General features: G+C 66.9%; 12 protein-coding genes. 10 read left to right on the forward strand and 2 right to left on the reverse strand.

Annotated elements, in window-relative coordinates; all coding sequences use genetic code 11:
- Positions 1-11 precede the first annotated feature (11 nt).
- The 4 genes from HQN78_RS07510 (at position 12) to mmsB (ending at position 4,103) form a co-directional block, all read left to right on the forward strand.
- Positions 12-1,172, forward strand: coding sequence for an acyl-CoA dehydrogenase family protein (locus HQN78_RS07510; protein WP_235088816.1), 1,161 nt, complete (start codon positions 12-14; stop codon positions 1,170-1,172).
- A gap of 96 nt (positions 1,173-1,268) precedes the next feature.
- Positions 1,269-2,051: an enoyl-CoA hydratase gene (locus tag HQN78_RS07515; protein WP_235088817.1), complete on the forward strand. Its 783-nt coding sequence runs from the start codon at positions 1,269-1,271 to the stop codon at positions 2,049-2,051.
- A 24-nt stretch (positions 2,052-2,075) separates the two neighbouring features.
- The gene (locus HQN78_RS07520) at positions 2,076-3,194 is read left to right on the forward strand and encodes an enoyl-CoA hydratase/isomerase family protein (RefSeq protein WP_227108166.1); all 1,119 of its coding nucleotides are present in this window, start codon (positions 2,076-2,078) and stop codon (positions 3,192-3,194) included.
- An 18-nt stretch (positions 3,195-3,212) separates the two neighbouring features.
- A complete protein-coding gene (gene mmsB / locus HQN78_RS07525; RefSeq protein WP_227108164.1) occupies positions 3,213-4,103 on the forward strand; it encodes a 3-hydroxyisobutyrate dehydrogenase in 891 nt (296 codons plus the stop codon).
- A gap of 102 nt (positions 4,104-4,205) precedes the next feature.
- Here the strand turns inward: mmsB and HQN78_RS07530 are convergent, their stop codons facing one another.
- Together HQN78_RS07530 and HQN78_RS07535 are read right to left on the reverse strand one after the other, a co-directional pair.
- Complete coding sequence (locus tag HQN78_RS07530) at positions 4,206-5,741, reverse strand: mechanosensitive ion channel family protein (protein ID WP_235088818.1); 1,536 nt, start codon at positions 5,739-5,741, stop codon at positions 4,206-4,208.
- Positions 5,742-6,011: 270 nt separating this feature from the next.
- Positions 6,012-6,959: a tRNA-dihydrouridine synthase gene (locus tag HQN78_RS07535; RefSeq protein ID WP_107799245.1), complete on the reverse strand. Its 948-nt coding sequence runs from the start codon at positions 6,957-6,959 to the stop codon at positions 6,012-6,014.
- Positions 6,960-7,017: 58 nt separating this feature from the next.
- Between HQN78_RS07535 and HQN78_RS07540 the strand changes: the two genes are divergently transcribed.
- The 6 genes from HQN78_RS07540 to HQN78_RS07565 all read left to right on the forward strand — a co-directional run bounded on the left by HQN78_RS07540 (position 7,018) and on the right by HQN78_RS07565 (position 12,614).
- Positions 7,018-7,464 carry a GNAT family N-acetyltransferase gene (locus tag HQN78_RS07540; RefSeq protein ID WP_235088819.1) on the forward strand — a complete coding sequence of 149 codons (447 nt, stop codon included), beginning with the start codon at positions 7,018-7,020 and terminating at the stop codon, positions 7,462-7,464.
- A gap of 87 nt (positions 7,465-7,551) precedes the next feature.
- The gene (locus HQN78_RS07545; protein ID WP_235088821.1) at positions 7,552-8,496 is read left to right on the forward strand and encodes a nucleoside hydrolase; all 945 of its coding nucleotides are present in this window, start codon (positions 7,552-7,554) and stop codon (positions 8,494-8,496) included.
- Positions 8,497-8,511: 15 nt separating this feature from the next.
- Entirely contained in the window at positions 8,512-8,727 is a 216-nt protein-coding gene (locus HQN78_RS07550) for a DUF1653 domain-containing protein (protein WP_043593565.1), read from the forward strand.
- A gap of 8 nt (positions 8,728-8,735) precedes the next feature.
- A complete protein-coding gene (locus HQN78_RS07555) occupies positions 8,736-9,689 on the forward strand; it encodes a histone deacetylase (protein WP_235088822.1) in 954 nt (317 codons plus the stop codon).
- Positions 9,686-10,210, forward strand: coding sequence for a peptide-methionine (S)-S-oxide reductase MsrA (gene msrA, locus HQN78_RS07560; protein ID WP_107799249.1), 525 nt, complete (start codon positions 9,686-9,688; stop codon positions 10,208-10,210). Before HQN78_RS07555 ends, msrA begins: the two co-directional genes overlap by 4 nt.
- A gap of 127 nt (positions 10,211-10,337) precedes the next feature.
- On the forward strand, positions 10,338-12,614 hold the full coding sequence (locus HQN78_RS07565; RefSeq protein ID WP_227108154.1) for an ATP-binding protein: 2,277 nt from the start codon (positions 10,338-10,340) through the stop codon (positions 12,612-12,614).
- Positions 12,615-12,634: the final 20 nt, after the last annotated feature.

Here is a 12,634-nt window from a genome sequence, read left to right on the forward strand (position 1 = left end):
AGGAGCCCGCCATGGATTTCGCACTGACCGAAGAACAAATCGCCTTTCAGGACAGCGCCCGCGACTTCGCCGCCAGCGAGCTCGCGCCGCGCGCCGCCGAATGGGACGAAGAGGAAACCTTCCCGCTGGAGGTGATCCGCCGCAGCGGCGAGATGGGCTTTCTCGGCCTGTACACGCCGGAAGCCTACGGCGGCCTGGGCCTGTCGCGGCAGGACTCCGCCATCGTCTTCGAAGAGCTGGCCGCCGGCTGCACCTCCACCGCCGCCTATCTGACCATCCACAATATGGTCAGCTGGATGATAGCCAGCTTCGGCAGCCCGGAACTGGCCGAGCGCTGGGTGCCGCGCATGGTCAGCGGCGAGTTGCTGGGCAGCTACTGCCTGACCGAGCCCGGCGCCGGCTCCGACGCCGCCTCGCTGAAGACCCGCGCAGAGCGCAAGGGCGAGCACTACGTGCTCAACGGCTCCAAGATGTTCATCTCCGGCGCCGGCAGCACCCAGGTGCTGGTGGTGATGGCGCGCACCGGCGGCCCCGGCCCCAAGGGCGTGTCCGCCTTCGTGGTGCCGGCGGACGCGCCCGGCGTGCAATACGGCAAGAAAGAGAAAAAAATGGGCTGGAACAGCCAGCCCACCCGCGCCATCACCTTCGACAATGTGGAAATCCCGGCCGCCAACCGGCTGGGCGAGGAAGGCCAGGGCTTTGCCTTCGCGATGAAGGGCCTGGACGGCGGCCGCATCAATATCGCCACCTGCGCGGTGGGCACCGCCCAGGCCGCGCTGGCCGCCGCTCAGCGCTATGTGCAGGAACGCCAGCAATTCGGTCAGCCGCTGGCCGAGCTGCAAAGCGTGCAGTTCCGGCTGGCGGACATGCTGACCGAGTTGGTGGCCGCGCGGCAGATGGTGCGGCTGGCGGCGTGGAAACTGGACCAGGCCAGCCCGGACGCAGGCGCTTATTGCGCCATGGCAAAGCGGCTGGCCACCGATTTGAGTTTCAATGTGGCCAACAACGCGCTGCAACTGTTCGGCGGCTACGGCTATCTGAAGGACTTCCCGCTGGAACGCCATGTGCGCGACCTGCGCGTGCACCAGATTCTGGAAGGCACCAATGAAGTGATGCGGATGATCGTGGCGCGCAAGCTGTTGCAGGACGGCGCGCTGGAAAACCTGCGCTGAGCGAAGCCGGAAACATCCCCGATGCTGCGTTGCGCCGGCTCGCCGCGGGGTTTTCCGGCGTCCCTCATCCACACCGAATCCATAAAGGCATACGCTATGAATCACTACGCCCACCTGAACCTGGAAAAACGCGGCCACACCGCCGTGATCACCATAGACAATCCGCCCGCCAACACCTGGAACCGCGACAGCCTGAGCGCACTGAAACGGCTGGTGGCGGACCTGAACGCCGACCGCGACATCTACGTGCTGGTGATCACCGGCCAGGGCGAGAAGTTCTTCTCCGCCGGCGCCGACCTCAAGCTGTTCGCCGACGGCGACAAAAAGGTGGCCACCGAGATGACCATGCTGTTCGGCGAGGCCTTCGAGGCCTTGTCCGCCTTCCGCGGCGTCAGCATCGCCGCCGTTAACGGCTATGCGATGGGCGGCGGCCTGGAGTGCGCGCTGGCCTGCGACATCCGCATCGCCGAAGAACAGGCGCAAATGGCGCTGCCGGAAGCCGGCGTCGGCCTGCTGCCCTGCGCCGGCGGCACCCAGAACCTGCCCTGGCTGGTGGGCGAAGGCTGGGCCAAACGCATGATTCTGTGCGGCGAGCGCATCGACGCGCGCACCGCCGAGCGCATCGGCCTGGTGGAAGAAGTGGTGGCCAAGGGCCAGGCGCTGGACGCCGCACTCAAGCTGGCGGAACAAGCCGCGCGCCAGTCGCCGTCCTCGGTGGCGGTGTGCAAGCAACTGGTGCAGCGCGCGCGGCTGCAGCCGCCGGCTCACAATCTGATCCACGAGCGCGAAGGCTTCATCAAGCTGTTCGACACCCAGGACCAGGGCGAAGGCACCCGCGCCTTCCTGGAAAAACGCGCGCCGCAATGGAAGAACGCCTGACCCTCACCCAAGGACGAATCCGCCATGTCCAACCTGGTACTGTTTGAAGAACTGCCGGTCCGAGGCGGCCAGCGCATCGCCATCGCCACGCTGAACGCGGAAAAATCGCTGAACGCGCTGACGCTGGACATGATACGGCTGCTGGACGCGCGCTTGAGCGCCTGGGAGAACGACGACGCCGTGGTGGCCGTGCTGCTGCGCGGCGCCGGCGACAAGGCCTTCTGCGCCGGCGGCGACGTGCGCTCGCTGCGCGCCGCGCTGCTGGAAGACGGCGAGGTCTATCCCAACCCGCACGCCGTCGCCTTCTTCAGCGAGGAATACCGGCTCGACTACCGCATCCACCGCTACCGCAAGCCGCTGATCGTATGGGGCGGCGGCATCGTCATGGGCGGCGGCCTGGGCCTGATGGCCGGCGCCAGCCACCGCGTGGCCACCCCGGCCACCCGCATTGCGATGCCGGAAATCACCATAGGCCTGTACCCGGACGTGGCCGGCAGCTGGTTCCTGCAACGGATGCCGGCCAAGCTCGGCCTGTTCCTGGGCCTGACCGGCGCGCCGCTGAACGCCGGCGACGCCTTGCTGTGCAATCTGGCCGACCATGTGCTGCCGGCCGACGGCCAGACCCCGCTGCTGACCGCGCTGCGCGATCTGGCCTGGGAGCAGCCGGCGGAACGCCACCACGGCCTGGTCAGCGCCCTGCTCAACGAGATGGAGCGCGACGTGGCGCTGCCGGAGGCCAACGCCGGCCGCAATCTGCTGGCGGTGCATCAGCTGATGAACCGCGGCAGCCTGGAAGCGGTGGCCGCCGCGCTGCGCGACACCGCCTTTGAAGACCCGTGGCTGGCCGGCGCCGCCAAGAGCTTCGCTCACGGCTGCCCGACGTCCGCCGCCGTCTGCTGGGAAATCTTCCAGCGCGCCAAACACCTGTCCCTGGCCGAGGTCCTGCGCATGGAGCTGGCGCTGTCGGTCAACTTCTGCGCCAAGCCGGACTTCCGCGAAGGCGTGCGCGCGCTGCTGGTGGACAAGGACCGCGCGCCGCAATGGCATTGCCGCGAGCTGGGCGATATTCCGCCGGGCTGGGTGGACAGCCATTTCGATTCGCCGTGGACGGAGGCCGACCACCCGCTGGCCGCGCTCCAATAACAATCGAGGAGAGAGAAGATGCAAACCATCGCCTTCATCGGCCTGGGCAATATGGGCGGCCCCATGGCCGCCAACCTGCTGAAGCAGGGTTATAAGTTGAACGTGTTCGACCTGTCCGCCGACGCGCTGGCCAAGCTGGTCGCCGCCGGCGCGCGCGCGGCCGCCAGCGCCGCCGACGCCGTCCGCGGCGCCGACGCGGTGATTTCCATGCTGCCGGCCGGCCGCCACGTGGAAGGCTTGTACCTGGGCGAGTCCGGTCTGTTCGCTCAACTGCCGGCCGGCGCCCTGGTCATTGATTGCAGCACCATAGACGCCGCCACCGCGCGCAAGGTAGCCGCCGCGGCCGACGCCGCCGGCCTCAAGATGCTGGACGCGCCGGTGTCCGGCGGCACCGCCGGCGCCGCCGCCGGCACCTTGACCTTCATCGTCGGCGGCGCCGCCGCCGAGCTGGAACGGGCGCGGCCTCTGCTGCAAGCCATGGGCAAGAACATTTTCCACGCCGGCGCCGCCGGCGCCGGCCAGACCGCCAAGATCTGCAACAATATGCTGCTGGGCATCCTGATGGCCGGCACCGCGGAGGCGCTGGCGCTGGGCGTGAAGAACGGGCTGGACCCCAAGGTGCTGTCCGACATCATCAGCCAGAGCTCCGGCCGCAACTGGGCCACCGAGCTGTACAACCCCTGGCCCGGCGTGATGGAGAACGCGCCGGCCAGCCGCGGCTACAGCGGCGGCTTCATGACCGAACTGATGCTGAAAGACCTGGGCCTGGCCGAGGAAACCGCGCTGCACAGCCACGCGGCCAATCCGCTGGGATCGCTGGCCCGCAATCTGTATGAGGAACACGCGCAGGCCGGCTTCGGCAAACTGGACTTCTCCAGCATCCTCAAGCACTTCCACCCGCTGGATTGAGTACTGTCGCGCGGCCCCGCCTTGGGGCCGCTGACAAGGCTCCGGAGACCAGCCGCCACGCATTTGGCGCGGCAAGCCCATCCGGGCGGTGCTGAATGACGGTCAATGCTTGGCCAGGCCGAAGAAACGCCGGATCTTGTCCACCAGCTCCGCCCGCTGCGGCGAGCCGTGGCCCTCCTGCCAATCCTGCGGCAGCTTGCGGGTGCGCTCGGCCAGGCGTTCCGCCAGAATCGACGAGATCGCCTCGGCCAACTCCTTGCGCGAACTCAGAATGGACTGGAAGGACTCCTTGTCCAGCCGCAGGCACTCCACATTGGAACGCGCGATCACGGTGCCGCTGCGCGCCTCGCCGGTCATCAAGCCCATTTCGCCGAAGAAGTTGCCGCCCTCCAGCACGTCCACCAGTTTGCGGCTGCCGTCCGGCAGGTTCACCCACACCTCCACCTCGCCGCTGAGCATGATGTAGAGCCAATGCGCGACCGCGCCCTGATGCATGATGATGTCGCCGGTGACGAAGGGCGTGAACTTGAGCTGATCCGCCAACACCACCATCTCCTCGTCGTTGAGGCTGGTCAGCAGCTCCACCTTGCGCAGCGCCTGCACCCTCTCCTCCAGGTGCTTCTTCATCCGCGCTTCCATATACTTTTCATTGTCCTTGATGGTCAGCACATTGTAGTGCGGCGAGGACATTTTCAGATTATGGCGGCGCAAGGCGGCGTCGATATGGGTGCGCACCACAGAATCGGTCAGATCGTCGGCGGCGAGATCCGTCAGCCAGTAACGCACCGCGTACTTGCTGTAGCCGTTCTCGAAACCCATCAAAATACAGTTGGGCTCCGGCGACAAGGCCACGCCGGGCAGTTGCGCCTCGCGCAAGGAGCGCTCCACCACGGTGATGATCTGATTGGGCAGCGTGTCCCAGTTGATGTTGAACCACACCCAGCGCCGCCATTGCAGCGGGCCGCCCTGGTGCTTGCCCAGGATGGCGAACTGGCCCTTCATCAGCTGGCTGTTGGGAATCACCACCGTTTCCCAGTTGCGGGTTTCCAGCAGGGTGGCGCGCCAATTGATTTCCACCACCCGGCCGGACAGCTCGCCGGACTTGATCCAGTCCCCCACCTCCACCGAATTGTCCAGTTGCAGCGACAGACCGGCCAGGATATTGCCCAGCGTGTCCTGCATCGAGAACGCCAGCACGCCGGTGATCACCGCCGAGGTGGTGACGATGTGGCTCAGGTCCAGGCCGGCCAGGCGCAAGAGCACCAGGCCCCAGCCCACGCAGCCCAGCACCAGCAGGATGTCTTCCAAAATGCGCGGCGGATGCAGGCGCAGCAAGGGCAGGAACAAACGCATCAACATCATCGCCCACAGCCGGATCAGCGCCAGGCCCAACACGATGATGGCCACCTGCTTGATCCACTCCGCCACCGCCTGATCGCCCTGCGGGCCCAGATTGATCACCACCAGCGCAACGGCGGCGGCCAGCAGCGAACGCAGCGTCGACTTGCGGGCTTCCGGCCGCAGCAGATAGAGCAAGGCGGCGCAGGCGGCCGTCAGCGCCACGAACAGCGTCAGACTGTCGTGCCACGCCTGAGGGATCAGCTTTTCCAGCCAGCTAACCGTCGGGGCCGTATCCATGCCGCCTCCGCGATGAAATCTTTGATGGGAAACCGCCGATGGCGGCGCCGCTGCGGCAGGGAAGAGGGGGAAACAACAGGCCGGCCGCTTTTCATTGATAGTCCATCGCGGCGGATAAAAAAAATCCCTCCCGTGTAGGGAGGGCTGCAAGGTATCGGGGAAGTGTAATCGCCGGAGCTGGGGAGCCGCCGGAATCACAGCGCCCTGCTATACCAGTGCAGCGCGCAATTGAATGCTACACATTCCCATAGCATTTAGATATGAGTACATTTACTTAGCAAGCATGTCTCGCAGTACAGGTTCCACATCGTCCGGCGTGGTCAGCCTGCGGATGCGCTCGAACAAGGCGCCGGCTTCCGGCCAGGTGCGCTTGAGCTGCCCCAGCCATTGCTTGGTGCGCGCCACCGGGTAGCGTCCGTCCTCGGACTGGACGCGGCACTGCAGAAACAGGTCCAGCACCCAGGGCTGCATCTCGCTCCAGGGCATGGCTTCGGCGCCGTCCCCGCGCTTGATGCGCAGCGCCAGGTCCGGGCAGGCCACCAGGCCGCGGCCTATCATCACCGTGTCGCAGCCGCTTTGCTCGCGGATGGCGCGGTAATCGTCCAGCGTCCACACCTCGCCGTTGGCCACCACCGGCACCGCCACGCTCTCGCGGATGCGGGCGATCCAGTCCCAATGCGCCGGCGGCCGGTAGCCCTCCACCTTGGTGCGGCCGTGCACCGCCAGTTCCTGCGCGCCGCCGGCTTCCAGCGCCCGCGCGCATTCCAAGGCCCGGCTTTTGTCTTCATAGCCCAGCCGCATTTTGGCGGTGACCGGTATTTCGGCCGGCACCGCCGCGCGCACCGCCTGGACGATCTGGAACAACAGCTCGGGATCGTTGAGCAGGACGGCGCCGCCGCGATGGCGGTTGACAGTGGGCGCCGGACAGCCGAAATTCAGGTCTATGCCCGGCGCGCCCAGGCTGGCGGCCTTGGCGGCGTTCTCGGCCAGACAGGCCGGGTCCGAACCCAGCAATTGCACCCGCACCGTGACGCCGGCGCGGGTCTTGCCGCCGCGCGCCAGCTCCGGGGCCAGCCGCATGAAAGTGCGGGTGGGCAGGAGCGCCGAGGTGACACGGACGAACTCGGTCACGCACAGATCAATGCCGCCCACCCGGGTCAGCACATCGCGCATCGCCTCGTCCACCAGGCCCTCCATCGGGGCAAGAACCAATTTCATTGCAAACATCGCCGGAAAAAAGGCGAATATTGTACCGCAAAGCGGGGAAAGGCATTCAATGCAAATCGCCATCCGCCAGGCCGGCGCGGAATCCGTCCGCGGCTGGCTGCCCTTGTTTCTGGCTTATCTCGATTTTTATCGTACGGCGCAGCCGGCGGAAGCCTGCGCCGCCTTCCTGGAACAGCGGCTGAGCACGGGCGAAGCGGTGGTCTTCCTGGCGGAAGACGCCGCCGGCGTCCAAGGCTTCGCCCTGCTCTATCCCGGCTTCTCCTCGCTCGCCCTGCGCCCGCACTGGCTGCTGCACGACTTGTTCGTATCGCCGGCCTGCCGCGGCGGCGGCGTCGGCCGCGTATTGCTGGAACGTTGTCAGGCCCATGTCGCCGCGCTGGGCGGCGGCCTCACGCTGCAAACCGCGCACGGCAATCTGAACGCGCAGCGGCTGTACGAACAATCCGGATTTAAACTGGATAGCGAATTCCGGGTCTATGAATGGAGCCCCGGATAAGCCGGGCGCGCCGGAGCTCGCCTTGACGCGCCGCCAAGCGCTGCGGCATCCTTCGCCCCCTTGATGACATTGCCCAATGGAGCCGACATGAAACAGCATCGCGTCATCTTCGACACGGACCCCGGCCTCGACGACGCGGTCGCCATCCTGTTCCTGCTGGGCGCGAGCGCCGACATCGAGCTGCTCGGCCTGACCACGGTGGCCGGCAACGTGGGCGTGGAACTGACCACCCGCAACGCCCGCATCGTCTGCGAATGGGCCGGCCGCGGCGACGTGCCCGTCTACGCCGGCGCCGACCGGCCGCTGGTCCAGCCCTATCAGGGCGCCGAGCACGTGCACGGCGCCAGCGGCCTGGACGGCGCGCCGCTGCACGAGCCCGCCATGCCGGTGCGCGCCGAACACGCGGTGGACTTCATCGTGGACACCCTACGCCGCGAACCGGCCGGCAGCGTCACCCTGTGCCCGGTGGGCCCGCTGAGCAATATCGCGCTGGCCTTGCGCCGCGCGCCGGACATCGCTGCGCGCATCGGCCGCATCGTGCTGATGGGCGGCGGCTATTTCGCCGGCGGCAATATGACTCCGGCGGCGGAGTTCAACATCCACACCGACCCGCACGCGGCCGACATCGTACTGCGCTGCGGCGCGCCCATCGTGATCTTGCCGCTGGACGTCACCCACCAGGCCACGACCACGCCGGCGCGCGTGGAATGGCTGCGCGCCCTGCCCAACCGCTGCGGCCCGCTGGCGGCCGCGCTGCTGACTTCGCTGGAGCGCTACGACGTGCAAAAGCTGGGCCAGGACGGCGCGCCGGTGCACGACCCCTGCGTGATCGCCTATCTGCTGCGCCCCGAGCTGTTCCGCGGCCGCGAAGTCAACGTGGTGGTGGAACTGGCCGGCCACTACACCACCGGCGCCACCGTGGTGGACTGGCACGGCGAATCCGGCCGCGCGCCCAACGCGCTCTACCTGACCGAGGTGGACGCCGACGGCCTGTTCCAGCTGATGGCCGACGCCCTCTCCCATCTGCCGTAAACCCAAGGAGGCCCCATGAAAATCGCTCCCGGCATTTATCGCCATTACAAAGGCCCGCTCTATGAAGTGCTGGGCACCGCCACCCACTCCGAAACCGGCGAACTGCTGGTGATGTACCGCGCGCTCTACGGCGAGTTCGGCCTGTGGGCGCGCCCGGCCGGCATGTTCGAGGAAAGCGTCGCGCACGAGGGCCAGACCCTGCCGCGCTTCGCCCTGGTCAAGGCCTTCTGAGCGCCGCGATGCGCATTTTCCGCACCGATCAGTTCCCGCTGCCGCTGCCGCCCGGACACCGTTTCCCGGCGCAGAAGTACGCCTTGCTGGCGCAGGCCGTGGCCGGCTTCGCCGCCGAGGCGATGGACGCCGCACCGGCGGCCAGCCGCTACGAGCTGGCGCTGGCCCACGACGACGCCTACCTGGACAAGGTGTTCAACGGCGCGCTCAGCGCCGCCGAGCAGCGCGAGATCGGCCTGCCCTGGAGCCCGCAGCTGCTGGAACGCAGCCGCCGCTCGGTGGGCGCCACCATCGCCGCCGCCCGCTGGGCGCTGACGCGCGGCTGCGGCGTCAACCTGGCCGGCGGCACCCACCACGCCGGCCGCGCGATGGGCAGCGGGTTTTGCGTGTTCAACGATATCGCCGTGACCGCGCGGCTGATGCTGGACGAAGGCCTGGCCCGCCGCGCGCTGGTGCTGGACCTGGACGTGCATCAGGGCGACGGCACCGCGGCCATCACCCGCGGCGACGCGCGCATCTTCACCTTCTCCATGCACGGTGCCGGCAATTTCCCCTTCCGCCGCGAAGCCGGCGATCTGGACATCGAACTGCCGAACGGAACCGGCGACCAGACCTATCTCGCCGCCCTGGCCGAACACCTGCCGCGCCTGTTCGCCGCCGATCCGGACCTGGTCTTCTACCTGGCCGGCGCCGATCCCTACGCCGGCGACCGCCTGGGCAAACTGGCGCTGAGCCGGGACGGCCTGGCCGCGCGCGACCGCATGGTGCTGGAAGCCTGTCGCCAGTCCAAGGCCGCCGTCGCCGTCGTCATGGGAGGCGGCTACGCGGTGCCCATAGAAGACACCGTGGCGATCCAGACCGAAACCGTGCGCCTGGCCTGGCAAATCTTCGGCGCCGAGGGACAGATCGCCCGCCCCGGCGCGACTCATACACACCCACCCCGTCAATGGAGTCCGACATGAAAACCGCAACCTTCGCCGGCGGCTGCTTCTGGTGCATAGAAAGCGCCTACAATCGCCTGGCCGGCGTCCACAGCGCCGTATCCGGCTATACCGGCGGCCCCGGCGCCCACCCCAGCTACAAGGAAGTCTGCGCCGGCCGCAGCGGCCACGTGGAAGCCGTGCAAATCCGCTACGATCCCGCCCAGATAGACTACGACACCCTGCTGCGCGCCTTCTTCGCCCTGCACGACCCCACCACCCTCAACCGCCAGGGCAACGACGTCGGCCCGCAATACGCGTCGGTGCTGTTCTATCACGACGAGGAACAACGCCAGGCGGCGGAGCGCATGATGGCGGAGAGGGCCGGCGATTACCCGGCCCCCATCGTCACCCGGCTGGAAGCCGCCGCGCCCTTTTATCCGGCCGAAGACTATCACCAGCAATACTTTGATCAACATGGCCACGAACCCTATTGTCAAATGGTGGTTGCGCCAAAATTGGCCAAGTTTCAGCAATATTTTTCTGTTTACTTGAAGAAATAAGCCACACCCTGCCAGGGGCGAGCCCAGCTCCCGGCTTGGTTCGCGCGCCCCGGGCATCGCCGCTATAATCCGGCTCAGTAGCGGCGATGCCCAGATTGGCTGCGCGCCGGACGAACCCAATCTCCCCATGGCAGACAAGCACAGCATCATCACTGCATTCCGCACCGCCCTCACCCGTCACCTGGACCTGTTGCGCACCGCCTCCCCGCGCGGACGCCTGGCCTGCGCCGTGTTGTGGCTGCTCACCTTCGCCCTCTTGCTGGGCCAATCGGTGGCGCTGGACCTCAACCAGCAGCATCAGGAGCACCAGCAGGTGCACGGCCTGATTCTCTCCAGCCTGCAAACCCGGCTGCAGGAAAGCGAGATGCTGCAACAAAGCGTGGTCGACATCGTCGATCAGGAAAACAGCCTGCGCGAACAACGCATCCGCCTCTTGGTGGAATCGCTGGCGCGCGAACAGCCGCAGCTCTACTTCATCGGCTACCAGCCGCTGGTCAGCCACGCCTACCGCCGCGAATTCGAGCGCATGCGCAGCCAGCTGCAAGGCCAGCCCTACCGCATCCGCGACTACCAGCACCAGCAGGACAACGCCTGGGACCAACAGCAAGCCTGGCGGCTGGCGGCCAAACGGCCGCGCTACCTGCCGCTGAGCATGGCCGAACCCGGCCTCGCCTCGGACGATTGGCGCGAAATGGGCCTGGACCTGCTGGCCGACAGCGTGCTGGCGCCCACCGTCCACCGCGCGATGGGCCAGGGCGAAGCGGTGTCCCCGGTGCTGCGCCTCAACAACGGCAAACAGGGCCTGGCCTTCTTCTCCGCCGTCTACAACACCGAAGCGCCGTCCCCGGTGCCGCTGGTGCGCAGCGAACAGACCGCCGGCATGGTGGTGCAAGTGCTGTCCCTGGACAGACTGGTCAGCCTGACCCCCAATATGGCGACGCGCTACAGCGTGGCGCTGCAACGCAAAGACAGCGCGCCCAGCGGCTACGACCCGCTGATCTACCGCCACCAACAGCAGGACCGGCCCGGCTGGCTGGCGCAATGGCTGCTGCCGGCGCTGGAAATCCGCAAAAGCCTGGACACCCCCTATCTGCCCTACGAACTGACGGTGCGCCGCCAGCTCAGCTTCGACCGCACCGCGCCGCTGGAGCTCTTGCTCAGCGCCCTCTTCTCCATGGTGCCGGCCTACTTGCTGCTGATCATCCTGGCGCTGCTGGCGCAAAACCGCCAGGCGCAGGAACAGGCGCAAGACCGGCTGCACCGCGAGCGCGAATACGCGATGGTGGCGCTCAGCGGCATCAGCGACGCGGTGATCAGCATCGACATCGACCTGAGCATCCGCTACCTCAACCCGGCGGCGGAAACCCTGCTCGGCCTGAAGGCGCTCGACGCCGCGCAACGCAAGCTGCACCAAGTGGTGAGGCTCAACTACGAATTTGCGCGCCAGGTGGAGGAAGACCCGGTGCACAAGGCCATCCAGCGCCGCGAAACCGTGCTGCTGGCGCAAAACTGCTACCTGATACGCAGCGACGGCGAAAAACTGCTGATCGAAGGCTCGGTGTCCCCGCTGCCCGGCCGCGACGGCCGGCTGATGGGCGCGGTGCTGACCTTCCGCGACACCGCCCCCATCCGCCGCCGCATGCTGGCGGCGCTGGAAGCCAGCGAAACCCGGCTGCGCCAGCACGAAATGGAGCTGGCCCGCGTCGCCCGCATCAACACCATGGGCGAGATGGCCTCCGGCATCGCCCACGAGATCAACCAGCCGCTGTCCGCCATCATGAGTTACTGCCAGGCCGGGCTCAGCCTGCTGGAAGACGAAGAACCGGACATGGCCATGCTGCGCCGCGCGCTGGACTCCTCCGTCACCCAGGCCAGCCGCGCCGGCCAGATCATCCAGCGCCTGCGCGAGTTCGTGATCAAGAAAACCCAGCAATTCAACCCCATAGACCTGAACCAGGTGGTGGGCAATGCGCTCAACCTGCTGGAATACGAACTGAAAACCCACGATATTCATATTGAGCAGAATATTTGCCACGACCTGCCATTGGTCTACGCTGACAACATACAACTGGAACAAGTGGTGCTGAACCTGATGCGCAACGCGCTGGACGCCATGGAAACCGTCGCCCCCTGGGGGCGGCTCAGCATCGCCACCAGCCTGAACGGCCGCTGGATCCGGCTGAGCATAGGCGACAACGGCGCCGGCATCGCGCCGGAATTGCTGGACCGCATCTTCGCGCCCTTCTTCAGCACCAAGGCCAGCGGCATGGGATTGGGCCTGGCCATCTGCCAGACCGCCATAGAAGCGTTCGGCGGCAAGCTGAGCGCGCGCAATAAATCAACCGGCGGCGCGGAATTCATCATTGAACTGCCGCAACGGGACGCGCCGCCGTCAACGGGGTAACCGGCAGGAGTCAAAAACAC

This window comes from Chromobacterium sp. Beijing, from assembly GCF_021496765.1.
GTDB lineage: Bacteria > Pseudomonadota > Gammaproteobacteria > Burkholderiales > Chromobacteriaceae > Chromobacterium.

Bases quoted from the DNA above. Each gene is read 5' to 3' on its own strand.
- HQN78_RS07565 (WP_227108154.1), top strand. From the start codon at position 10,338: ATGGCAGACAAGCACAGCATCATCACTGCATTCCGCACCGCCCTCACC.
- HQN78_RS07550 (WP_043593565.1), top strand. From the start codon at position 8,512: ATGAAAATCGCTCCCGGCATTTATCGCCATTACAAAGGCCCGCTCTAT.
- HQN78_RS07535 (WP_107799245.1), bottom strand. From the start codon at position 6,959: ATGAAATTGGTTCTTGCCCCGATGGAGGGCCTGGTGGACGAGGCGATG.
- HQN78_RS07510 (WP_235088816.1), top strand. From the start codon at position 12: ATGGATTTCGCACTGACCGAAGAACAAATCGCCTTTCAGGACAGCGCC.
- HQN78_RS07530 (WP_235088818.1), bottom strand. From the start codon at position 5,741: ATGGATACGGCCCCGACGGTTAGCTGGCTGGAAAAGCTGATCCCTCAG.
- HQN78_RS07515 (WP_235088817.1), top strand. From the start codon at position 1,269: ATGAATCACTACGCCCACCTGAACCTGGAAAAACGCGGCCACACCGCC.
- HQN78_RS07555 (WP_235088822.1), top strand. From the start codon at position 8,736: ATGCGCATTTTCCGCACCGATCAGTTCCCGCTGCCGCTGCCGCCCGGA.
- HQN78_RS07520 (WP_227108166.1), top strand. From the start codon at position 2,076: ATGTCCAACCTGGTACTGTTTGAAGAACTGCCGGTCCGAGGCGGCCAG.
- HQN78_RS07545 (WP_235088821.1), top strand. From the start codon at position 7,552: ATGAAACAGCATCGCGTCATCTTCGACACGGACCCCGGCCTCGACGAC.
- mmsB (WP_227108164.1), top strand. From the start codon at position 3,213: ATGCAAACCATCGCCTTCATCGGCCTGGGCAATATGGGCGGCCCCATG.
- HQN78_RS07540 (WP_235088819.1), top strand. From the start codon at position 7,018: ATGCAAATCGCCATCCGCCAGGCCGGCGCGGAATCCGTCCGCGGCTGG.
- msrA (WP_107799249.1), top strand. From the start codon at position 9,686: ATGAAAACCGCAACCTTCGCCGGCGGCTGCTTCTGGTGCATAGAAAGC.